Consider the following 23,170-nt stretch of genomic DNA (forward strand, 5'->3'; position numbering starts at 1 on the left):
AAACGTGTGTTTTACCACTCGTCTTTCCACCCCTCTTTTGGAGGCGCTGCATGGCGCTCTATTTATTGGTGTTCGGCGTGTGTTTGCTAGTGATCGGCAGCGTGATCGCTATTTTGCTCACCGCTCGAACACCGCGTTACCGCACGGAACCAGAAGATCTGCTGGCTCTTTTTGATAAGGCACTGGTCAGCCAAGTCAGCGAAAGCGAATGGAATGCGATCATTGGCTATCCCGTTCGCCATAACGAATACCTTGACGGCGTACGCCGCCGCGCAGCCCGCTTGATGGAGGAGCATGGTCGTCGCTGGCAAATCGCCCAAGGCAAACCGCTGCTGGATACGAAAGGTCAAGACGAGCTTCAGGCGCTGCGTGACCACCTCGCGGCGCACACGGCACTACACCAACAATAAGCCGTGCTACCGAGGATACTGCCATGCTCAGCACCATTCGCCACCTGCCTCTCGATACCGCCACCCGACACCACGCCCACGATTTCCATCAGATCGTTATCACCCTGTGCGGTACCTCGGATTTTGAAATCGAGGGGCTGGGCGGCCGTGTCAATGCGTTTTCGGGCTGCATTGTACCCGCCAATCACGAGCACTATTATTCGGGCAATCCCCAGAACCGCCAGTTGATTTTAGATCTACCTGAACAGGCACCCGCACTTTCCGGCGAGCATCGCGAACTGGTGGCACTCTTCGATGCACCACGTTTTTTCTCTCTCGATACCGCCTTGCGCCACTACTTAGCTTTTCTCGACAGCGAGATCGTGCAAAATCCTCAACGTAGCGACGATCTTCACCACGACCGTCTCGCTGTGACATTACTCGGCGCGCTAAAATCACGCCTCGGGGATGACCCCATGACGCCGCATAAGCGCCTCAATTTGGCAAACATTCACCGTTATATTCAGCATCACCTGAGCGATGATTTGCGCGTTGCTGACCTTGCCCGCCTCGCCTGCCTAAGTGAAGCCCACTTTTCTGCGCGCTTTCGCGCCCAAACCGGCCTCTCTCCCTGGCAGTACGTTCGACGCGAACGCCTAAGTGCAGCACGTCAGCTTCTTCTACAAAGCCGCTTGCCGTTGACCGACATCGCCTTACAAACAGGGTTTGCCAATCAAAGCGCGCTCTCCCACGCGTTTCGGCGTCGCTACGGTATCGCTCCCCGCCACTTTCGCGAGCATGCTCACCCTTCCCCTTTGCATTGCCCCGTTACGGCATGGGTAACACACATTGAGTCAACGCGCCGTTGACAAGCTCACTGGCAAGCTTACAGAAGCTCAACTAATGTGATTTGACCACTAACGCACACGACTAATGTCTAACGTTTCATATGCTTGCCATGAAATTGACACGTTTTGCCGCGCTTTAGACATGCACCTTGCGCCAGCTAGCTCTACATTCGTCCACTAACGCAGGCATAACGACCTGTAGCCCATTCGTTCCTGCTCTGACTTTTGGGGGCTTCAATGCTCGACGCGAAGAAACTGCGTGACACTGCTACCTGGCAAACCGACTTCGACACCTTATTAGCTCGCGTCAGCGACCATTATGTTGTCGATGAAGAACGTTTTGTTGGCGAGTTGATCACACTGCTCGACACTGACCAGGACGATTTCACCCGAACCGAAGCCAACACGGCAACGCTGGTTGAGGATGTCCGTAAGATGGATACGGCCGTTGATACCATTGATGAGCTATTGCAGCAGTACAGCCTGGATACCCACGAAGGGCTGATGCTGATGTGCCTTGCAGAAGCCATGCTGCGCATCCCCGACAAAGCCACCGCCGATGCCTTGATTGAAGATAAACTCGGCCCAGCTGACTGGCAAGCCCACGTAGGTAAGAGTGAATCCTGGATGGTCAATGCCTCCACTTGGGGGTTATTAATGACCGGGCGCGTTCTCAAAATGGACCAACCTCAAGAAGGTCAACCAGCCAACTTTATTAACCGCCTGGTTAATCGCATGGGCGAGCCGGTCATTCGCCGCGCCATGTACGAAGCGATGAAGATCATGGGCAAGCAGTTCGTACTTGGCCGCGATATTGATGAAGCCCTTAAACGCTCCAATCCCCTGTTCAATAAAGGTTATACGTATTCCTACGACATGCTGGGCGAAGCCGCCCGCACGCGCGATGATGCGCAACGCTATTTCGACGACTACATACGCGCCATTGAGCAGGTAGGCAAAACATGCAAGACCCTAAGCGATAAAACCCCGGCGCCGTCGGTCTCCATCAAGCTCTCTGCGCTACACCCACGCTATGAATTTGGCCGCCGCGAGCAAATCTTAAACGAGCTGGTCGACAGCGTTATCAAGCTGGTTAGCAAGGCACGCGAGCTGGATGTGGCCATTACCATTGACGCCGAAGAGGTTGATCGCCTGGAGCTTTCGCTGGAAGTCTTCCGCGCCGTTTACGAAAGCGCAGCCGCCAAAGGCTGGGGGCAATTCGGCTTAGTCGTGCAAGCCTATTCCAAGCGCGCGCTGCCGGTGCTGCATTACATCAACCGGTTGGCCGAGCAACAAGGCGATGAGATCCCGATGCGCCTGGTCAAAGGCGCCTACTGGGATACTGAAATTAAAGAGTCCCAGCAGCTTGGGGTCGACGGCTATCCGGTCTTCACCCGCAAGGCTGCTACCGATGTGGCCTACCTGGCCTGCGCCCAATTCCTGCTATCAAACGACACCAAAGGGCGTATTTTCCCGCAGTTTGCCACCCATAATGCGCATACCATCACCACTATTCTGGAGCTGGCCAACCGCGACAACCGTTCGTTTGAGTTTCAACGGCTGCATGGGATGGGCGAAGCCCTATACGACGCTGCCCTTGAGCGCGCACCGAAAGGCACCTACTGCCGCATTTATGCGCCGGTAGGCGCCCACAAGGATCTACTGCCCTATTTGGTTCGCCGCCTGCTAGAAAACGGCGCGAACTCGTCGTTTGTACACCAGCTGGTCGACCCTGATGTACCCGTAAAATCACTGTGTCAGCACCCGATTGAGACTCTGCGCCAGCAGAAAAATCTGGCCAACGCGAACATTCCTCTACCCAAGAATATTTATGGCCCTAAACGTCGCAACTCACGCGGGGTCAATCTCACTATTCGCAGCCACTACTACCCGCTGATGGAGCAGATGAGCGCGTTTATGGATAAGCAGTATCCTGCTAAGCCGCTGCTCGCCTTTGACGTTGCCGACGACGCCGCTAATACCCATAGCGTCACCAGCCCTTATGACCGCCGCAACACCGTGGGTAGCGTGCAGTGGACGAGCCAGGAACAAACCGCCAAAGCAGTCGATGCCGCCTGGGCTGCGTTCCCGTGCTGGGATGCCACGCCCGTTGCTGAACGTGCGGCCATTGTGCGGCGCCTAGGCGATTTGATGGAAGCGCATATGGCCGAGCTGATGACGCTATGTTCCCGCGAGGGCGGTAAGTTACTGACCGATGGCGTGGATGAAATCCGGGAAGCCGTCGACTTTTGCCGCTTCTATGCCATGCGCGCAGAAGAAGACTTCGGTCAACTCATTGAACTTCCTGGCCCCACCGGCGAATCCAACCGTTTGATGATGGGCGGCAAAGGCGTATTCGCGGCCATTAGCCCCTGGAACTTCCCGGTGGCAATCTTCTGCGGCCAGGTCGTGGCCGCGGCGGTGTCAGGCAACACCGTGCTGGCCAAACCCGCGGAACAGACCTCAATTGTCGCCCACCGGGTGATTGAACTGCTGTATGAAGCTGGCATGCCCAGGGATGTCGTGCAGCTACTGCCAGGCGACGGTCCTACCGTCGGTAGCGTGCTGACCTCAGATCCGCGGATTACCGGTGTGGTATTTACCGGCGGCACCGACACCGCGCAGATCATTAACCGCGCCCTGGCAGCACGGGAAAATGCCCCGCTGCCGACGTTGATCGCCGAAACCGGTGGCATGAACGCCATGATCGTCGATTCCACCGCCCTGCCCGAGCAGGTCGTCGTGGATGTGATTCAGTCAGCCTTCCAGAGCGCCGGGCAGCGTTGTTCGGCACTGCGCGTACTGTATCTGCAAGACGACGTTGCCGACCGGGTGATCGAGATTCTCAAAGGCGCGATGAACGAGCTACGCATTGGCGACCCTCGCGACCTGGGAACCGATGTCGGGCCCGTCATCGACGAAGACGCCCGCAAAGGCTTGCTGGAACATATCGAAAAGTTAAAGGCCGAGAATCGCCTGATCGCGGAGACGCCGATGGTCACTGAACATACCCAGGACGGTACTTTCGTGGCGCCCGCGGCCTTCATTATCGACAGCATTGACGCGCTTACCCGCGAGCAGTTCGGGCCGGTACTCCACATCGTACGTTACAAAGCCAACGAGCTTGATAAGGTCATCAACGATATCAATGGTCGCAACTACGGCCTGACATTTGGTGTGCACAGCCGCAATGAATCATTCGCCGCTGAAATAGCGAAGAAAATGCACGTGGGCAATGTGTACATTAATCGTAATATCATTGGTGCCGTCGTGGGCGTTCAGCCATTTGGTGGTCGAGGCCTTTCCGGCACCGGCCCCAAAGCCGGTGGCCCACATTATCTACAACGCTTTGTAAATGAAAAAACGGTGACTAATAACACCGCTGCATTAGGCGGAAACGCGTCGCTGTTGGCGCTAGGCGATGAGTGAACAGCTCATCAACGACAAACCACAACTCCTGAACAGGAAACCACCTCATGGTTAAAAATAATACTGGGATCATTGCTATCAAACGCACCACAAACCTCTCTAACACTATTTTTGGCGGGCGCTCGTTAGGCCTCGTGACATAAATAGAAAACAGGGTTAATAAAAATAATGCGGACAACTACCGGACTCAACACGGTAACCGCGCTAACCGGTCGGACCTAGTTCCGTCCTGACGAACTGGAGAAGTTACATGGCTATTGGTGTTTGGATCAGTCTATTGGCTTACTTTGCGCTCATGATCGGCATCGGCGTTTATGCGATGCGCAAAGCCACCTCTTCCTCTGAAGATTATATGCTGGGCGGCCGTACGCTCAGCCCAAAAGTAGCGGCCCTGTCGGCCGGCGCATCGGACATGAGCGGCTGGTTGCTGCTGGGCTTGCCCGGGGCAATGTTCGTATCGGGTTTGGGCTCCGCCTGGATCGGTATCGGTTTGCTGGTTGGAGCGTTTTTCAACTGGGTGTTAGTCGCCCCTCGCCTACGTGAACAGACGGTTCACTATGGCAATGCGATTACCATTCCGGCTTTTCTGGCAAACCGGTTCCCGACACGGGCGCTTTCCCTGCGCACGGTGTCCGCCATCGTCATCGTTATTTTCTTTGCGGTCTACACCGCATCAGGCCTAGTGGCAGGCGGCAAGCTGTTTGAAAGCGCGTTTTCCGGCATTTATAACTTCGGTGACATGAGCAACTACGCCATGGGCGTCATGATTACACTGGGCGTGGTGCTTATTTATACGGTGGTTGGCGGCTTCCTGGCCGTGAGCATGACGGATTTCGTGCAAGGCTGCATCATGATGCTGGCACTGGTGATCATGCCAGTGGTTGTGCTGTTTGGCGAAGGAGGCGGCGGTTTCGGCCAGGCGACACAAACCCTGAATGAAGTCGATCCCACCCTGCTTTCCTGGACATCGGGACTGACCTTCATAGGGTGGCTGTCTGCGGTTACCTGGGGGCTGGGTTATTTCGGCCAGCCGCACATCATTGTACGCTTCATGGCGATCCGGACACTGAAGGATGTGCCGATTGCCCGTAACATTGGCATGGGCTGGATGCTTATTTCCCTGATTGGTGCCGTTTCTCTGGGCATCTTCGGCCGGGCCTATGCGATCCGTAATGGTATGGATATTCAGGATCCAGAAACGATCTTTATCGTCCTGGCGGACCTACTGTTCCATCCGCTAATTACCGGCTTCCTCTATGCGGCGCTACTTGCTGCGATCATGAGCACCGTTTCCAGTCAGCTTCTGGTGGCGTCTTCATCACTCACCGAAGACTTCTATCGTCTGTTCCTGCACAAGAAGGCGTCCGAGCAACAGTGTGTCGCCGTCGGCCGCGTCTGCGTGGTCCTGGTGGGCATAGTGGCAGCGATTATTGCGTCTGACGAAAATTCTCAGGTTCTGGGGCTGGTCAGTAACGCCTGGGCAGGCTTCGGTGCGGCGTTCGGCCCGCTGATCATTCTGTCGCTGATGTGGCCACGCACGAACGGCAATGGTGCCATCGCAGGCATGGTAGTGGGTGCTGTCACCGTCATGATCTGGATCTCACTGGGCTGGAACGGTGAGTTCATGGGCGGCCCCGGTGTCTACGAGATTATTCCTGGCTTCATCGCGTCCTTCATCGCCATCCTGGTGGTGAGCAATGCGACAACCGACGCCGGTGAATATCAGCATATCACTCGCTAGTAAGCACGCAGGATAGCTGCAATGTATCCAGAGGGCTCCCGCGGGAGCCCTCTGTTGGTTTGAGAACGACTACACCCTGGCCGACGCCGTAACGCTACGTGTCGGCCAGCAAGGAGAGACCCTGTATGAACGATCATCTTCATAGCGACGTGAGTGATCTACGCTCGCGCATTCGCACCCACTACGACGCCAATGAGGCAGATGTGCTGCACGGGCTTGTCGAGCGACTCAAGCTATCGGAGGATGACCGCAAGCAAGTCGCCGCCGTGGGCGCCAACTACGTGGAGCGTGTGCGCAAGGAAAGGTCGCCCTCGATGATGGAGGCGTTCCTGGCCGAGTACGGGCTCTCGACCACTGAGGGCGTTGGCCTGATGTGTCTGGCAGAGGCGCTGCTGCGCGTGCCCGATGCGGAAACCATCGACGACCTGATCCACGACAAGATCGAGCCGTCTGACTGGGGCGCTCACCTGGGCAAGTCGTCGTCGTCGATGGTCAACGCCTCGACATGGGCGCTATTGCTGACCGGCAAGGTGCTAGACGACGACCCCAAGGGGCCCACACGGGCGCTACGTGGCCTGGTACGCCGCATGGGCGAGCCGGTGGTGCGTAAGGCGGTTGGCCAGTCGATGAAGATTCTTGGCCGTCAGTTCGTGCTCGGCCAGACCATCGAAGAAGGCATGAAGAGTGCCCGCGAACTCGAGAAGCAGGGCTATACCTACTCCTACGATATGCTGGGCGAAGCGGCGCGTACCGACGAAGACGCCGTTCGTTATCATGAAGCCTATGCCGAGGCGATTACCGCGATCGCCAAGCAAGCCAAGGGCGACGTACGCGGAAGCCCCGGCATCTCGGTGAAGCTCTCGGCGCTGCACCCACGCTATGAAACCACCCACCGCGACACGGTGATGGCGGAACTGCTGCCCCGCGCCAAAGTGTTGGTGCAGCAGGCGGCCAAGGCCAATATCGGCTTCAATATCGATGCCGAAGAGCAAGACCGGCTGGATCTGTCCCTCGACGTGATCGAGGCCCTGATGGCCGACCCCAGCCTCGATGGCTGGGATGGCTTCGGGGTGGTCGTACAGGCCTACGGGCGCCGCGCCGCGCCGATGATCGAAACGCTCTACGAACTCGCCGAGCGGTTTAACCGCAAGATCATGGTACGTCTGGTAAAAGGCGCTTACTGGGATACCGAGATCAAGCTGTCGCAAGAGATGGGCGTCAAGACCTTCCCCGTCTTCACCCGCAAGGTCAACACCGATGTCAGTTACATGGCCTGCGCCCAGATGCTGCTCGACCGGCGCGACCGCATCTATCCGCAGTTCGCCACTCACAACGCCCACACCTGTGCTGCCGTCGTGGCGATGGCGGGCGACGACAAAGACAGCTACGAGTTTCAGCGTCTGCACGGCATGGGCGAATCGCTGCACCATATCGTCAAGGAGTCAGAAGGCACCCACTGCCGCATCTACGCCCCGGTCGGCGCCCACCGCGACCTGCTGGCCTATCTGGTCCGCCGCCTGCTGGAAAACGGCGCGAACTCGTCGTTCGTTAACCAGGTGGTGGATAGCTCGATTCCGCCAAGTGACGTATCAAAAGACCCAATAGAAGGGGTTAAGCAGCTCGGCAACGACGTCTCAAGTCCCTTGATCCGCCAGCCGGGTGAGCTGTTCGAGCCTGATCGCAAGAACTCCAAGGGCTATCGCATCAACGAACCCGCCTCGATCCTGCCGCTGCTTGAGGCACGGGAAGCGTTTGATGACGCCACTTGGACGGCAGGCCCGATGCTGGTAGGCAACCCGGCACCCCAGGGCCCGGCACGTGATGCTGTCTCCCCCGCCGACGGCTCAAAGGTGATCGGCAAGGTACATGAGGCCACCCCGGAAGAAGTCGCCACCGCGCTCGACGCCGCCGAAGAAGGCTTCAAAGCGTGGTCAGCGCGCCCGGCAGCCGAGCGCGCCGCAGTCCTGCGCCGTACTGCCGATCTTTACGAGGAACACATTGCCGAGCTGACGGTGATCTGCACCCGCGAGGCCGGCAAGATGATGTTCGACGGTATCGCCGAAGTGCGTGAAGCAGTGGATTTCCTGCGCTACTACGCCAACGAAGGCGAGCGGCTGGAAGCGGAAGAGCCCGGCAGCGCCCGCGGCATCTTCGTCTGCATCAGCCCGTGGAACTTCCCCCTGGCCATCACCACCGGCCAAATTGCTGCCGCCCTGGTGGCCGGCAACGCGGTGCTTGCCAAGCCTGCCGAGCAGACGCCGCTGATCGCCGCTCGCGCCGTCGAGCTGATGCGCGAAGCCGGTTTGCCAGAAGCGGCCCTGCAGCTGTTGCCGGGCGACGGCCCGACAGTAGGCGGCCCGTTGACCAGCGACCCGCGGATTGCCGGTGTCTGCTTTACCGGTTCAACCCCGGTGGCGCAGATCATCCACAAGGCGCTGGCCGAGAACGCAGGGCCTGATGCCGTGCTGATCGCCGAGACCGGCGGGCTCAACTCCATGATCGTTGATTCCACGGCGCTCACCGAGCAGGCGGTGCGCGACATCCTGACATCCTCCTTCCAGTCGGCCGGTCAGCGCTGTTCTGCACTGCGCATGCTGTATGTCCAGGAAGAAGCCCGCGACCGGTTGCTCAATATGCTCTACGGCGCCATGGACGCGCTCACCATTGGCGATCCTTGGAATACCGATACCGACGTATCACCGGTAATTGACGCCGACGCCCAAACCGAGATCAACGACTATGTGGCGGCACACGAGAACAACGGCAAGGTGCTGAAGAAATTGGCGGCGCCGGACACCGGCACCTTCGTTACGCCAGCGGTGGTCGACGTTGGCGGCATTGAAGATCTCGAACGTGAAATCTTCGGCCCGGTGTTGCACGTCGCCACCTTCAAGGCGCGCGACATCGACAAGGTAGTCGACGCCATCAACGGCAAGGGCTACGGGCTGACCTTCGGCCTGCATACCCGCATCGACGACCGCGTGCAGCAGATCGTCGAGCGCATCCATGTCGGCAACGTCTACGTCAACCGCAACCAGATCGGCGCCATCGTCGGCTCCCAGCCGTTTGGCGGCGAGGGCCTATCAGGCACCGGCCCCAAGGCGGGTGGCCCGCTCTACGTGACGCGCTTCCGCCGCACCGCTGACGCCGAACATGTTGAGGCGCCAGAAGGCAAAACTGTCTCACTCGGTGATCTTCAATCCGCGCTTGATGGGCTGGATGCGCGCAGCTGGGCGGCACGCACCAATCAGGTCGAGGTGTTGCGCAAGGCCCTTTCCGGCAAAGGCGGCGTGATCCGCAAGGCACTTAATGAGACGGCCGCATTGGATATGACGCCGCAGACGCTCCCGGGGCCGACGGGTGAAAGCAACCGCCTGGCGATGTACCCGAAGGGAGCCGTTCTATGCCTCGGACCAACCCTGGATATCGCCATCGCTCAAGCCGCTCAGGCCCTTGGCGCGGGCTGTTCGGCTATCGTAGCCGCACCCGGTGCCGAGCAGGCGGTGAAGCCGCTGTTCGATGCCGGGGCGCCAGTGGCAGGACTCGATGGAAGCGTTTCGGCCGCGATACTGAGCGAGATCAAAGGCATTGCGGCAGTTGCCGCGGCGGGCGACAGCGACTGGACCCGCGAACTGCGCATTGCGCTGACCAAGCGCGACGGTGCCATCATCCCGCTCGAGACCCAGACCATCTCGCCGGATCGCTACGTGGTGGAACGCCATCTGTGCATCGATACCACTGCAGCGGGTGGTAACGCCAGCCTGCTGGCAACGGCTGAATAGATTCGCCAACGCTCTTTTAAGACCACCTTTTTTAAGACCACCTTCGGGTGGTCTTTTTTTATGTGTACCAGGGAGATTCTCAACACTTGCGCCAGGTCAATATCCGACCGTTAAACGACCATTATAATGCTAAATATTGAATACGTGGTTGTCTTCAACACGCGGTTGCCCGAGCGGTAATCCATGTTTCTTGCAAGGAGTTGTCCCCATGCGCAAAGTTGCTCTGCCTACCCTTCTCGCGGCCGGTATCGCCGCCGCTGCCATCACCACCTCAAGCCAAGCGTTTGCTTACGGTGAGGGTGACTTTTTTACCCGTGTGGGTGTAGCGAAGGTAGATCCGAAAAGCGATAACGGCGAGATCCTCGGTGGCGTCGACGTCAATGTCGATTCTGAAACCAATTTTGCCTTTACGCTGGGCTATCGCTTCCATGACAAGATGGGCGTCGAATTGCTAGCCGCCCTGCCCTTTAAGCATGACTTGCAGGTCGAGGGCGTGACCGATGGTTCCACCAAACACTTGCCACCGACCTTGACGCTGCAGTACTACCCGTTGGGCGGTACCGACGCTCGCGTGCAACCCTATATCGGTGCAGGTATTAATTACACTCGCTTCTCCGACGAAAAAACCGATATTGGCGCATCGCTAGAACTCGATGATTCTTGGGGTGCAGCTGGCCAAGTGGGTGTCGACCTACTGATTGACGATAACTGGGCACTTAACGCCGCTGCCTGGTACATCGATATCGACGCCGATGCGAAAGTAGGCGGTGCTGATGCGGGTACCGTCGAAATCGACCCGGTCGTGGTGATGGCAGGTATTAGCTACCGCTTCTGAGCGGATACAGCGCACAACGACAACAGCCCGCCTTTTGGCGGGCTGTTGTGTTTAGGCTAGCGCTTTAGTTTTGCGTCACCAATTGATCCACCCTTTCCACCGCCCGCACGACCAACACCTGATCGCTCGCCCGAATCTTTTCTTGCTGCAGGTAGGCGGCGATGGCGGGTGCCACCTCGCACTTCGCTGGCATGGGTGCTTTCGCCTCCACTAATGTTTGCAAACGTTGGATAAACACAAAGCGCAGCCACTGGGGTAGCGACATCGTGTCGACACAAAATGGCTGATGGCTGGCGAAATCTGCCGCACTCGGCTTTTCAACTCGCCATAGGTTCGACGCTTTAAGCGTTGCTTCCAACTCGTCTAACGCCTGCGCTAATTGCTGATGTGCTGTCATCATCGTGATCCACTTAAGAAATATGGTCATATTATCCCAGCCAGACACCATTGCGGCTACCTGATTGACGAGCACATTATCCCCACGAAGAATAGATTCACAGAAATCTTGTAAGAGCCTGTGGATAAACTATGGAAAGATGTCGCTTAGCCCTTACTCATGGGCTTTCGTCGTAACTGTTCATTATTTAACCACCGCATAAAACGTTAGGCCGTTTTTTCACTCTGACTGGCTGACACTCAGCAAGCGGCAAGGTAAAGTGCTCGCTCAAAACGCGGAAGGAAGCCATGCAACCTATTCATACGCTTGACGACTTTTTTATGCGCAGCGGCGCTGATGTTTCGTTTTACCACATGGGTCGCAGGGTCGTGCCCTGCCCACGCGAAGTACTGACAGCGCTTGAAACCGGTAACGCGCCGTGGCCTGAGCCGTGGCAAGGACACGCGCGTTTGGGTATTGTGTTTCGCCTAGGCGATATGCCTGAGCCCGCTATTTGGTTTCTCAGCTTGCCGCTTGATGAACAAGGGTATTTATCGCCTGCTCAGCGCGATGCCTTCTTGCAGCGCCTGCTCGAAACACTCGGGCGCAATGCGAATAAGAAAGAAGTCGATCAAAACGGTGCCAAACAGATCAGCGATAAGAGCGCCCGTGAGGTTGAGCACTTAATGAAGGATAATCCGCTGGCTTTCACGCCGAGCCTGCCTTTTCAGGCGATGCTCAACGCGCGCGCAACCCATGATTTAGGTTTGCCTGCCAGTCAGCACCTAGAGCCGGTTGAGGCCTATATCAGCCGCCAGCAAACCATTGACTGGCAGGCACTTGGGCTTCAAGGCGTCGCCGATTTTGTGGTGCGTATGGATGACACGCAGGCGCAGCAACTTACCGGCGCCCTTGAGGTACTGCCGATCGAGATGCTGCACTCGGTTTGTTACTGCCTAGAGCACACTGCCCTGCCCACTGCCTTGGTGAATGTATTACGCGACCGCGGCGAGCAGGCAGCGCAAGAAGGCGATGTAGAAACCTTATGCGCTTGCGTACGCGCCGTGGGTAGCAGCCAGGCACCGTTTGTCGGCGAGTGGTACCAGCAACTATTGGAAGATGATCACGCTTGCGGGCCGGATTTACTCGCGGCGATTGCCGGTCGTGGCTGGATGCACTTGGAAGATAACGCGCGCTTACCGCTTTACCTAAAACGACTGGCGGAAGATGACCGCAGCGACTTTGGCGCCACTATTCGCGATCTTGCGTTGATTCCGCGGCTACGCTTACCGGTGATTATGCTATTGCGCGATGCCCCCGAGGGCTCCACTATTCAACAGCGGCTTGCGTCTATCATTTAAGCGCAATGGACGATTAAGGAGGTACCGTGAAGGAGCTACCTTTTCAAGCAAAGGCAGTGATCGGTCGACGCGAAATGGTCACCCTGCCTGAGCTCAATTTACACCTGTGCTGCAAAGCCGACACCGGCGCTCGAACATCGGCGCTGCATGCAGAGGATATTCATACCTCTGAAGATGAACACGGCCAGCTATGGGTGAGCTTTGTCACTCACTCCGGCGGCCCCGACACGCCAGTACACCGGGTTAAGCTGCATTTGCACGACCGGCGACGCATCACCAGTTCAAACGGCCATAGCGAATGGCGCTATATCATCCGCACGCCGATGCAAATGGGCGAGCTGAATTTCCCGGTGGAATTGTCGCTCACCGACAGAAGCGACATGCGCCACCCTATGCTCCTTGGGCGCCGTGCGATGCGTCGGTTGTTAATTGCCCCTGGGACTGCTTTTTTACACGGTGAACCCTAACCGGGTGCGACCACACCGGAAACATTCTACCCTTTGCCGCCAAGATCACTTTAGTCTGGCATGGAGCTTCCTATGCATATCGTTCTGCTTTCACGAAATCGCAATCTGTACTCCACCCGGCGCCTGGTCGAAGCGGCAGAAAACCGCGGCCATACGGCGCGTGTAGTCGACACGCTGCGTTGCTACATGAGCATTGCCTCGCACCACCCTTCGATTCATTACAAGGGCGAAGAGATTGAGCCCTTCGATGCAGTAATTCCGCGTATCGGCTCATCGGTCACATTTTACGGCTGCGCGGTGCTGCGCCAGTTCGAGATGATGAGCACTTACGTACTCAATGATTCCGTCTCGATTACCCGCTCTCGCGATAAACTTCGCTCACTGCAACTGCTTTCCCGCAAGGGGCTGGGCTTGCCGATTACCGGCTTCGCCCACTCGCCTGACGACATTCCCGACCTCATCACGATGGTCAAAGGTGCCCCGCTGGTGATCAAACTGCTCGAAGGAACGCAAGGGATCGGCGTCGTACTCGCCGAAACCAATCAGGCGGCGGAGTCGGTGATTCAGGCGTTTATGGGCATGAAAGCCAATATCATGGTGCAGGAGTACATCAAGGAGGCCAAAGGCGCGGATATCCGTTGTCTTGTGATTGGTGATAAGGTCGTTGCCTCCATGAAGCGCCAAGCGGCTGAAGGCGAATTTCGTTCTAATCTTCACCGTGGTGGGAACGCCAGCGTGATTCGCATTACCCCCGAAGAACGCTCGACTGCCATTCGCGCGGCGAAGGCCATGGGGCTGAGAGTCGCCGGTGTCGATTTACTGCGCTCTAACCACGGCCCGGTGATTATGGAGGTCAACTCCTCCCCCGGCCTGCAAGGCATTGAGACGGCCACTGGCAAAGATATTGCCGGGCTGATTATCGACTATATCGAGAAAAATGCCATCACGCCGCGTAAAGCGCCGCCCAAGCCGAAAGGCTAAGGACGAAAAGCAAAAATAATCCATAGAAGGGGTGGCAAAAGCACGCTGGCACCGCCACAATCTGCCTCACCTAAGGAGGTAGACGCTCATGTTTCTCGACAATCGCCAAGTGGCGATGGACAGCGCATTAGAAGCGCTGGCCGACAGCATTGATTATTTTCAGGATAATGTCGAACGCCTGCGACCCTCGCTGCGCGAAGCGCTGAAGCCGCATTACGAGCAGCGCCTAGAGCAGATGAGAAAGCTGCAGGAGCTTGCCCGTGCGCATTTAAAAATGCTACCACGAGATGCTGACGTCGAGCGCGACGATTTTCTATGGCTTTGGAGTCGGCTCAAAAGCTTTGTCGGTAACGACAGCCAAGTGCTTATCAACGAGCTTTTGGAACAAGAGCGCGTATTAATGCAGGCGCTATCGACGCTTTTCACGCACCCGCTCCCCGACCCTATCGAGCCGGTTATCGAAGAGTGCATGAAAAACTGCCGCCAGCTGATCCGCGAACTTTACGGGCTGCAAAAGCGCAAACCACAGCGCTAACGTGTCACAGGCTCTGTAACGTTTAGTGGCATAACCGGTTCTGCGGGCCCTAAGAAATAGGGCTCGCGATGCCATATGTACAGATCACCCAACATTGCCGCCCGTGCAAACCACTCGCGCAATCTTAAGCGCCACTCCCCCGTCACAGCATTATCGTTCGCCACGCAACCTACCACGTCCATCCCCAGTGCTCTGCCAATAAACACCGCGCGTGGCAAATGCCAGCGCTGAGTAATCAGCACTGCCTCGTCAAGCACAAACACGTTTTGCGCTCGCACAAGCGTATCGAAGGTGCTAAAGCCAGCAAAATCGAGCGTGAGCCGCTCACTGTCGACACCACGGCGCGTTAATTCCTGCCACATGGCACGCGGTTCATTATACGCTCGTGTGCGGTTATCACCGGAAAGCAACAACTGCTCAACGCGACCGGCATGAATAAGGGCGGCGGCGGTACGCATACGGGAATGAAAATGCGGGTTACGCAACCCGCTGCGGGTCCAGTTTGAGGTGCCAAACACGACCCCAACCCGCTCGGGGCCACACTGGGTAACGGTTGATTCAATGTACGATGAGGTGCGGGCGATAACCCAAGCATTACCCACTAAAAACAATAAAGTCGCCAGCAGCAACAAGGCCCCTAGCGACATCAATACCCGCTTCAACCACGCCAACCACCTTAAACTCATCGCTGGAAAACGCGATGGTGTGTAAAGCAGTGGCAAGTATCACAAGATTTAGAACATGCCCAGTTCAAGCTTGGCCTCATCACTCATCATGTATCGGCTCCAAGGTGGGCTGAAGACAATCTCAGTATGCACTTTGCTAATCTGAGGTGCGCCCAAAATCTTATTACGTGCATCAGCGGCAATCACATCGCCCATGCCACAGCCCGGCGCAGTTAACGTCATGCGGATAGTGACAATCCGTTCACCGCTAATCAAGCGCTCAATACGGCAGCCATAAACCAACCCTAAATCGACGATATTAACCGGGATTTCCGGGTCGAAGCAGGTCCGCAGCTGATCCCAGGCAAACTGCTCAATCTCATCATCCGTGGCATCTTCATGTAGCGTTGGGCGTGGCAGCGACTCTAATCCAAGCGCATCAAGGTTGTTGCCTTCTACCAGGTAAAGACGCCCTTCAAAGCCCACGCTTACCGAACTGCCCTTGGCCTGCATCACGCTGACCACACTATCTTCGGGTAGCGTTTCGCTCTTTCCAAAAGGGATCGCAATCGCTTCCACATCGCGCTGGAGCGGCAGCGTTTGCCCCCTTTCTAACTGAGCAATTTGTTCAATATCCATAACGCTCCTTGCTATTACCTCTAGCGCACCATATTGATGACACGCTTGAGCGACGCGACAAAGGTATCAATTTCTTCAACCGTATTATACGCGGCAAATGAAGCGCGGCACGTGGCGTCTACGCCAAAATGATGCAAAAGCGGCTGAGCGCAGTGGTGACCCGTGCGAATCGCCACGCCTAGCTGGTCGATAAGAAGGCCAATATCTTGCGAGTGGGCGCCATCCACCACAAAGGAGAGCACTCCCGCTTTATGCGGTGCGGTGCCCAAAATACGCAGCCCATCGATTTTGCGCACTTGCTGCGTGGCATAACTTAGAAGCGTCTGTTCCCAATCACCGATAGCCCCAAGGCCGACGCCCTGCACCCACTCAAGCGCGCGACCTAGTGCGATGACCTCGGCAATTGCCGGTGTACCCGCTTCAAACTTATGCGGAATCGCGGCAAACGTGGTGTCCACCTCAAACGACACGGTGCTAATCATTTCGCCCCCGCCCTGCCAAGGCGGCATCACCTCTAGCAGCTCGCGCTTACCATAAAGCACGCCGACCCCCGTAGGGCCGTACACTTTATGACCCGAGAAGGCATAAAAATCCGCATCGATTGCCTGAACATCGACGGTTTGATGCGGCGTCGCCTGGGCGCCATCGACCAAAATGTTGGCCCCCACTTCATGCGCTAGTGTCGCCATTTCGGCAACCGGGTTGATGGTGCCCAGCGCATTCGACACATGGTTGACCGCAACGAGCTTGGTACGCTCGTTAAGCAAGGTGCGATAGGCCGTCATATCCAAGGCGCCATCAACGTCAACGGGAATCACTTTAATGGTAAAACCAAGCTCGCGCGCGAGTAGCTGCCAAGGCACGATATTGGAGTGATGCTCCAACATTGAAATCAACACTTCATCGCCAGGGGCTAGGTTCGTTCGCCCCCAACTATTGGCCACCAAGTTGATCGCCTCTGTCGTACCGCGAGTAAAGATAATTTGGCGCGAATCTTCCGCATTAAGAAATGCCCGCACCGTTTCGCGCGTGCCTTCAAACGCCGCCGTGGCTTCGTCGGCCAACGTATGCAGCCCGCGGTGAATGTTGGCATTATAACGACTGTAATAGTCGTTAAACATCTCGATCACCTGACGAGGTGTTTGACTCGTCGCGGCATTGTCAAAATACACCAGCGGCTTGCCATGAACCTCGCGACACAGGATAGGGAAATCTTCCCGCAGCGCATTGAGATCAAACGCTGGCGCAGCGGCGCTGGGTGCAGGGGCGACATCAACGGTGTGGGACATTCATCACTCCTTTAAATCGGTCAGCGCGATCACTCGTTAAGCGCCGAGGCGGTTTCAACAAGCCCGGTCAAATTGAAGCGCTCGGGCAACTTACCGGCCACCGCAAGCTCTACCCGCTCGGATATGGCATCTAGCGTGACCGCTTCAAGAACTTCGCCAGCAAAGGCGAGCGTGAGCAGCGCTCGCGCCGTGGCTTCATCGACGCCGCGGGTGCGCATGGCATACACGGCCTCTTCATCAAGCCGACCGGTCGTCGTCCCGTGGGAGCACTTCACATCATCGGCGTAAATCTCAAGCTCGGGCTTAGCATCGATATGCGCGCGATCCGAAAGCAGCAGGTTTTGATTGCTTTGAAAGCCTTCAATCTTCTGGCTATCACGCTTAACAAATACCTTGCCGTTGAAGACGCCGTGGGCGCGGTCGCCCAAAATGCCCTTATAGTTTTCGTTGGAGAAGGTCAGCGGCGCATTGTGGTTCACCTTGGTGTGGTTATCCACGTGCTGGCGCCCTTGACCAAAGAACAAGCCGAGGAAGTTCGCTTCAGCTCCCTTTCCGTTTAGATCGCTGATCAAGTCGTTGCGTACCAGCGCCCCGCCCAGGTTCAGGTTGTAAGAGCTATAACGGCTATCGCGACTTTGTTCCACATGCATGCTCGCCACGTGGTAGTCGCCCAGCGGCGCTTCCTGCAGCTTGTAGTGGTTGAGAATCGCACCGCGATCAAGCATGTACTCGCCCACCACGTTAGTGAAATTTTGCGCGTCAGCTTCACCCGTATAATGCTCAATCAGCGTTGCCTCGCTGCGACCCGCTGCTTCGACCAATACGCGCGGGTGGCACATGGTCGGCTTAGTATTAGCGCGCGACAAAAACTGCAGCACGATAGGTTTTTCCACTACGGTGCCGGGTGCTAAGCGCACCACTGCACCTTCTTCCATAAAGGCGGTGTTGAGCGCAGCAAACGGCGAAAACTCAACGCCGGTCAAACGACCCAGCGGCCCACCCACGGCTTCATGATTTTCGCTTAGCGCTTGCGACAGCGGTAGGATTTGCACCCCTTGCGGCAGGCTATCGAGATCCGACAGCGCTGCGGAAAAAACGCCATCCACAAGCGTCAGCCGATAGGCATCAATGGGAAGCGTTAGCGCTGCGGCTCCTGCCTGAGAAAACTCAGCGTTCTCGGCGAGGGCGAAGTTGGTCTGCGAAATGGCGCGCACATCGGTGTACTTCCATTCTTCATCGCGGCGTGTAGGAAAGCCCATTGCCTCAAAGCGCGCTGCTCCCGCCTGTCGACGTGCAGCGATCCAGGTCGGCTCCTCTGCTCGCTGTTGGCTGCGCGCCTCCAGCGTTTCCAAAAAGGTTAATACCTCGCTCATGCTGCAGACTCCTCGATACCTTCGTACCCGTTCGCTTCCAGTTCTTTGGCCAATTCCGCATCGCCGCTTTTGACAATACGTCCATCGACCAACACGTGCACTTTATCCGGCACGATATAATCGAGTAGGCGCTGATAATGTGTTACTAACAAAATCGCTCGCTCTTGGTTGCGCAGGCTATTAACGCCATCGGCAACGACTTTCATGGCATCGATATCGAGACCGGAGTCAATCTCGTCGAGCATGGCAAGCTTCGGCTGTAGCACCAGCATTTGCAGGATTTCGTTACGCTTTTTCTCACCACCAGAGAAGCCTTCGTTCACCGCACGCTGTAGGAAACTGGGGTCCATTTTCATGAAGTTAAGGTGCTCTTTGATTAACTTCATAAATTCCGGTGCCGGAATTTCGCTTTCACCACGGGCCACGCGCTGCGCATTAAGCGCAGCTTTCAATAGATAGATGTTTTTCACCCCAGGGATTTCTACCGGGTATTGGAACCCGAGTAGTAGCCCGGCCTGGGCACGCTCTTCGATTTCCATTTCGAGAACGTCTTTGCCTTCGAACGTAACCGAGCCTTGCGTCACTTCATAGCCGTCTTTGCCCGCAATCACCGCAGATAGTGTCGACTTGCCAGCGCCATTGGGCCCCATGAGGGCATGCACTTCTCCTGCCTTGATGCTTAGAGACAGGCCTTTGAGAATCTCATTACCGTCAACGGTGACGTGCAAATCTTTAACTTCAAGCATGGTAAAACCCTTTCAAAAATACATATTAGTGGCGCGTCGCTTAACGCGGCGCGCGTTTATCTGGTAACCGTCGGCTTAACCCACAGCGCCTTCGAGCGTAACGTTTAAGAGCGCTTCCGCCTCGACGGCAAACTCCATCGGTAACTCCTGGAAGACATCTTTACAGAAGCCGTTAACGATCATGCTCACCGCGTCTTCCTCGGTAATACCGCGGCTCTGGCAGTAAAACAGCTGATCTTCACCAATTTTTGAGGTGGTGGCTTCGTGCTCCACGGTGGCGGTGCTGTTATTAATCTCTTGATACGGGAAGGTATGTGCGCCGCACGTATCACCAATCAAGAGCGAGTCGCACTGGGTAAAGTTGCGCGCCCCTTTCGCCCGTGGGCCGATTTTGACAAGGCCGCGGTAAGATTGGTCGCTCTTGCCGGCGGAAATGCCTTTGGCAACGATGTAAGAGCGTGTGCCCTCGCCAATATGGATCATTTTGGTGCCGGTATCCGCTTGTTGACGACCATTGGTCACTGCCACAGAGTAAAATTCACCAATGCTATTTTTGCCGCGCAGCATGCAGGAGGGGTATTTCCAGGTAATCGCCGAGCCGGTTTCGACCTGCGTCCAGCTGATGCGCGACCGATCGCCACGGCAGTCGCCGCGCTTGGTTACGAAGTTGTAGATGCCGCCTTTACCGTCTTCATCGCCTGGGTACCAATTCTGCACGGTGGAGTACTTGATGTAGGCATCGTCTAGCGCCACTATCTCAACAACCGCCGCGTGAAGCTGGTTCTCATCGCGCATCGGTGCGGTACAGCCTTCGAGATAAGACACCTCAGCGCCGCTTTCACACACAATCAGCGTGCGCTCAAACTGCCCGGTATTAGCCGCATTGATACGGAAATACGTGGAAAGCTCCATTGGGCACTTCACGCCTTCGGGCACGAAGACAAACGAGCCATCGGTGAACACGGCGGAGTTCAGTGCAGCGAAGTAATTATCGTTTTTAGGCACGACAGTACCCAAATACTCTTTAATCAGCTCTGGGTAATCACGCACGGCCTCAGAGATCGAACAGAAAATAACGCCCGCTTCGGAAAGCGTTTCTTTAAACGTGGTGGCAACCGACACCGAGTCGAAAACAGCATCAACGGCAACACCGGCCAGTGCCGCACGCTCATGCAGTGGGATACCTAATTTTTCATAGGTTTCCAACAGCTTGGGATCGACTTCATCAAGGCTTTGCGGGCGATCTTCCGGGCGCTTGGGTGCGCTGAAATACGATATCGATTGGTAGTCAATGGGTGGGTAGTTCAAATGCGCCCAAGAGGGCTCTTTCATCTTGAGCCACTGGCGATACGCGTCCAGGCGCCATTCCAGCATCCATTCAGGCTCGCCCTTCTTCTGAGAAATAAAGGCGATGGTATTTTCATCCAAGCCGGGCGGCAGCGTGTCACTTTCGATATCGGTGACAAAACCTTCTTTATATTCGCGACGAACCAACTGTTCCATTTCTTCAGTTGCCATGGTCATACCCTCCGGGCAGTTGGGTGGCGAGGTCAGCTCGCCGTAATCAATAAAAAATCAATCCGTATAAAACCAATCAAAATGGCACTCGCACTAGGCGGAAACCGCCGACACACTCACGCTTTGAATCGGTAGCTGTACGGGGAGTTTGATTGGCGTGGCATCCGCTAGATGCGAAAGCGTCACGCTCTCAAGTAAGGTACGCATCGCAAGCGAGACACGCTGCCAGTTATCGGCCACACCACAAGTATCGACCAGCTCACAGTCACCCTCGGCTTGGCTGCATTCGGTCATCGCCACCGGCCCTTCAATGGCAGCGATGATGTCCGCGGCTGTAATCTGAGACGCCGGACGCGCTAAACGATACCCACCTTGGGCGCCTCGCTGTGAGACTAAGAGGCCTGCTTTTACTAACATTTTGAGCGTCTTACTCACCGTGGGATGAGGAAGCTGTACCGCCTCGGCAAGTTCCGCAGCCGCATGCGGCGCCTGCGGGTGCCGAGCAATTTGCGCCATCACCACTGCCGCATAATCGGTTAGCCGCGAAAGCTTGAGCATGTCATCTCCCTCTTTCGGCCAGTTTCAGCTAGTTTCAGCCACTTAATAACTGGGCGTTTAATTGAGTACCATTTTAGTCCTGTATAAATTTGATGTGAAGACCCTGAGTAAAATACTCAACAATTATCCCGTATTTTCACGGCACGATCGACGCTTTTAACAACAAAAATAACAATCATTATTATTCGTAAAAGCTATGGGCTTCACTGGGATGGTTTATACAAGCAACAAAAAACCCGCCTGGGCGACAGACCAAGGCGGGTGAGAGGCATCGCAAGCAGGGGCTTCCTTTACATCACCGGGACACCTGTGACCCAAACGTGCAGATGAAAGGCGAAGAGGTAGTAAGCCACAAGGCCGATTACCACCGCTGCCAGGGTACTTGTCATGCGCGGCGCCTGAGGCGTCTGTTGAGGACGACGACGGGCATCACGGAAATCGAAAATAGCCCAAACGAGGAAGGCGCCAAAGAAGACGATATCGCCAAGCCGTCCGTTGATTAGCAGATGCGAGAACGCCCAAAGCTTCACCGCAAGGATCATGGGATGGCCAAGGCGCGCCTTGATATGGTTGCCGGGCACATAGGCGGCCACCAGCAAAATGAAGGCGGGAATCATCAGCAGCGCCACGAGGTGGGCAAGGCCAGAGGGTGGTGACCACACCCAGACCGGGCTTAGGCGCATCTGACCATAGCCCCAAATCGCAAGCCCTAAGCCGATGATCGCGATCACCGAATAGATCGCCTTCCAGGGCATAAGACCCAAACGCTGTATCAGGGTGTGGCGCCAATCGGCAGCGACAATGCGTACCGAATGCAGGCCGAGAAATATTACCAGGCCGAGAATCATCACAGTCATACGGTCTTCCTTTTCTTTATGGTATGTCGTTATGGGGTGTCGCTATGGCGAATGCAGCATAAGCGTAACCCCGAATTCAACCGCTCACCAGGAGTCGCGCCAGAGCTAAAGGCCTTTTCATATTTCAGATGTAGAACGACAAAACCCGCCAGCACAAGCCAGCGGGTATCACGATGCCGATCACTCAGAAAAAGCGTGAAAAATATTTTAACCGTCGCGCTTAAAGGTACCGATCAAACGGTTCATGCCCAGCAGATTGGGCTCAAGCTCTTTCAACAGCTCAGGAAGGCTCAGCCCTTCAGGCAGCGAGGTCTGGCGATCAAGCGCCAGCACCCAAAAGTAATAGTGGTGCTTACCGTGCCCATCCGGTGGCATAGGACCACCATAGCCTACGTTGCCAAAATCATTTTTGCCCGCAACGCCCTCTTGGGTATTCTCTTGAAGCTCACTCAGCGTTCCCGGCAGGTTGTAGAGTACCCAATGCACAAAACCGTAGGTACCGTCCTGCACCAGGGGGGCATCGGGGTCGTGACACACCACGGCAAATCCCTGTGTGCCTTCGGGTGCGTCCTGCCACGCAAGCGCTGGAGAAATATCCTCACCCTCACCGGTATACTGGGTGGGAATATCACGATGATGACCAAATGCGTCACTGGTCACCTGCATATTGGAAAGGGCAAATGCCATAGGAACCTCCTTGGTCGTTTAACTTGCTTCATCAAAGATTGCAGCGTTGTAGAAACGCGCCGCTGTGTCAACATGGTAAGCACCCAAGATCGCT

The 23,170-nt window shown here is 56.2% G+C and carries 20 protein-coding genes; 10 read left to right on the forward strand and 10 right to left on the reverse strand.

Features of this window, described 5'->3' with window-relative positions:
* Positions 1-50 precede the first annotated feature (50 nt).
* From M8006_RS11160 to M8006_RS11185, 6 genes are all read left to right on the forward strand, one after another.
* Positions 51-410 carry a hypothetical protein gene (locus tag M8006_RS11160; RefSeq protein ID WP_250082182.1) on the forward strand — a complete coding sequence of 120 codons (360 nt, stop codon included), beginning with the start codon at positions 51-53 and terminating at the stop codon, positions 408-410.
* A 23-nt stretch (positions 411-433) separates the two neighbouring features.
* Positions 434-1,258, forward strand: a complete 825-nt coding sequence (locus M8006_RS11165) for an AraC family transcriptional regulator (protein WP_250082184.1) — start codon at positions 434-436, stop codon at positions 1,256-1,258.
* A 216-nt stretch (positions 1,259-1,474) separates the two neighbouring features.
* A complete protein-coding gene (gene putA, locus M8006_RS11170) occupies positions 1,475-4,666 on the forward strand; it encodes a bifunctional proline dehydrogenase/L-glutamate gamma-semialdehyde dehydrogenase PutA (protein WP_250082186.1) in 3,192 nt (1,063 codons plus the stop codon).
* Positions 4,667-4,916: 250 nt separating this feature from the next.
* On the forward strand, positions 4,917-6,407 hold the full coding sequence (putP, locus tag M8006_RS11175; protein ID WP_250082188.1) for a sodium/proline symporter PutP: 1,491 nt from the start codon (positions 4,917-4,919) through the stop codon (positions 6,405-6,407).
* A gap of 125 nt (positions 6,408-6,532) precedes the next feature.
* Complete coding sequence (gene putA, locus M8006_RS11180) at positions 6,533-10,189, forward strand: bifunctional proline dehydrogenase/L-glutamate gamma-semialdehyde dehydrogenase PutA (protein ID WP_250082190.1); 3,657 nt, start codon at positions 6,533-6,535, stop codon at positions 10,187-10,189.
* Positions 10,190-10,397: 208 nt separating this feature from the next.
* Positions 10,398-11,024: an OmpW/AlkL family protein gene (locus M8006_RS11185; RefSeq protein ID WP_250082191.1), complete on the forward strand. Its 627-nt coding sequence runs from the start codon at positions 10,398-10,400 to the stop codon at positions 11,022-11,024.
* Between the two features lie 64 nt (positions 11,025-11,088).
* Here the strand turns inward: M8006_RS11185 and M8006_RS11190 are convergent, their stop codons facing one another.
* Positions 11,089-11,421 (reverse strand): YqcC family protein, encoded by a 333-nt coding sequence (locus tag M8006_RS11190; protein ID WP_250082249.1) that lies wholly within the window; start codon positions 11,419-11,421, stop codon positions 11,089-11,091.
* A gap of 287 nt (positions 11,422-11,708) precedes the next feature.
* Between M8006_RS11190 and M8006_RS11195 the strand changes: the two genes are divergently transcribed.
* The 4 genes from M8006_RS11195 to M8006_RS11210 all read left to right on the forward strand — a co-directional run bounded on the left by M8006_RS11195 (position 11,709) and on the right by M8006_RS11210 (position 14,744).
* Positions 11,709-12,761: a DUF3549 family protein gene (locus M8006_RS11195; protein ID WP_250082193.1), complete on the forward strand. Its 1,053-nt coding sequence runs from the start codon at positions 11,709-11,711 to the stop codon at positions 12,759-12,761.
* Between the two features lie 26 nt (positions 12,762-12,787).
* Complete coding sequence (locus M8006_RS11200; protein ID WP_250082195.1) at positions 12,788-13,228, forward strand: ATP-dependent zinc protease family protein; 441 nt, start codon at positions 12,788-12,790, stop codon at positions 13,226-13,228.
* 72 nt (positions 13,229-13,300) lie between these two features.
* Positions 13,301-14,209, forward strand: a complete 909-nt coding sequence (gene rimK, locus M8006_RS11205) for a 30S ribosomal protein S6--L-glutamate ligase (RefSeq protein ID WP_250082198.1) — start codon at positions 13,301-13,303, stop codon at positions 14,207-14,209.
* Positions 14,210-14,297: 88 nt separating this feature from the next.
* Complete coding sequence (locus tag M8006_RS11210) at positions 14,298-14,744, forward strand: hypothetical protein (RefSeq protein WP_250082199.1); 447 nt, start codon at positions 14,298-14,300, stop codon at positions 14,742-14,744.
* Here M8006_RS11210 and M8006_RS11215 read toward each other — a convergent pair.
* From M8006_RS11215 to M8006_RS11255, 9 genes are all read right to left on the reverse strand, one after another.
* On the reverse strand, positions 14,741-15,430 hold the full coding sequence (locus tag M8006_RS11215; RefSeq protein WP_250082201.1) for a SanA/YdcF family protein: 690 nt from the start codon (positions 15,428-15,430) through the stop codon (positions 14,741-14,743). The two genes, M8006_RS11210 and M8006_RS11215, sit on opposite strands and share 4 nt — an antisense overlap.
* A 48-nt stretch (positions 15,431-15,478) precedes the next feature.
* Complete coding sequence (gene sufT / locus M8006_RS11220) at positions 15,479-16,048, reverse strand: putative Fe-S cluster assembly protein SufT (RefSeq protein ID WP_250082203.1); 570 nt, start codon at positions 16,046-16,048, stop codon at positions 15,479-15,481.
* A gap of 20 nt (positions 16,049-16,068) precedes the next feature.
* Entirely contained in the window at positions 16,069-17,337 is a 1,269-nt protein-coding gene (locus M8006_RS11225) for a cysteine desulfurase (RefSeq protein ID WP_250082205.1), read from the reverse strand.
* A gap of 29 nt (positions 17,338-17,366) precedes the next feature.
* Positions 17,367-18,710, reverse strand: coding sequence for a Fe-S cluster assembly protein SufD (gene sufD, locus M8006_RS11230; RefSeq protein ID WP_250082207.1), 1,344 nt, complete (start codon positions 18,708-18,710; stop codon positions 17,367-17,369).
* A complete protein-coding gene (gene sufC, locus M8006_RS11235; RefSeq protein ID WP_250082209.1) occupies positions 18,707-19,456 on the reverse strand; it encodes a Fe-S cluster assembly ATPase SufC in 750 nt (249 codons plus the stop codon). Before sufC ends, sufD begins: the two co-directional genes overlap by 4 nt.
* A 75-nt stretch (positions 19,457-19,531) precedes the next feature.
* Positions 19,532-20,974: a Fe-S cluster assembly protein SufB gene (gene sufB / locus M8006_RS11240; protein WP_250082211.1), complete on the reverse strand. Its 1,443-nt coding sequence runs from the start codon at positions 20,972-20,974 to the stop codon at positions 19,532-19,534.
* A 93-nt stretch (positions 20,975-21,067) separates the two neighbouring features.
* The gene (locus tag M8006_RS11245; RefSeq protein ID WP_250082213.1) at positions 21,068-21,532 is read right to left on the reverse strand and encodes an SUF system Fe-S cluster assembly regulator; all 465 of its coding nucleotides are present in this window, start codon (positions 21,530-21,532) and stop codon (positions 21,068-21,070) included.
* Positions 21,533-21,822: 290 nt separating this feature from the next.
* Positions 21,823-22,389 carry an NnrU family protein gene (locus M8006_RS11250; RefSeq protein ID WP_250082215.1) on the reverse strand — a complete coding sequence of 189 codons (567 nt, stop codon included), beginning with the start codon at positions 22,387-22,389 and terminating at the stop codon, positions 21,823-21,825.
* 207 nt (positions 22,390-22,596) lie between these two features.
* Complete coding sequence (locus M8006_RS11255; protein ID WP_250082216.1) at positions 22,597-23,076, reverse strand: YbhB/YbcL family Raf kinase inhibitor-like protein; 480 nt, start codon at positions 23,074-23,076, stop codon at positions 22,597-22,599.
* Positions 23,077-23,170 lie beyond the last annotated feature (94 nt).

It is taken from the genome of Halomonas llamarensis (assembly GCF_023555005.1).
GTDB classification, from domain to species: domain Bacteria; phylum Pseudomonadota; class Gammaproteobacteria; order Pseudomonadales; family Halomonadaceae; genus Vreelandella; species Vreelandella llamarensis.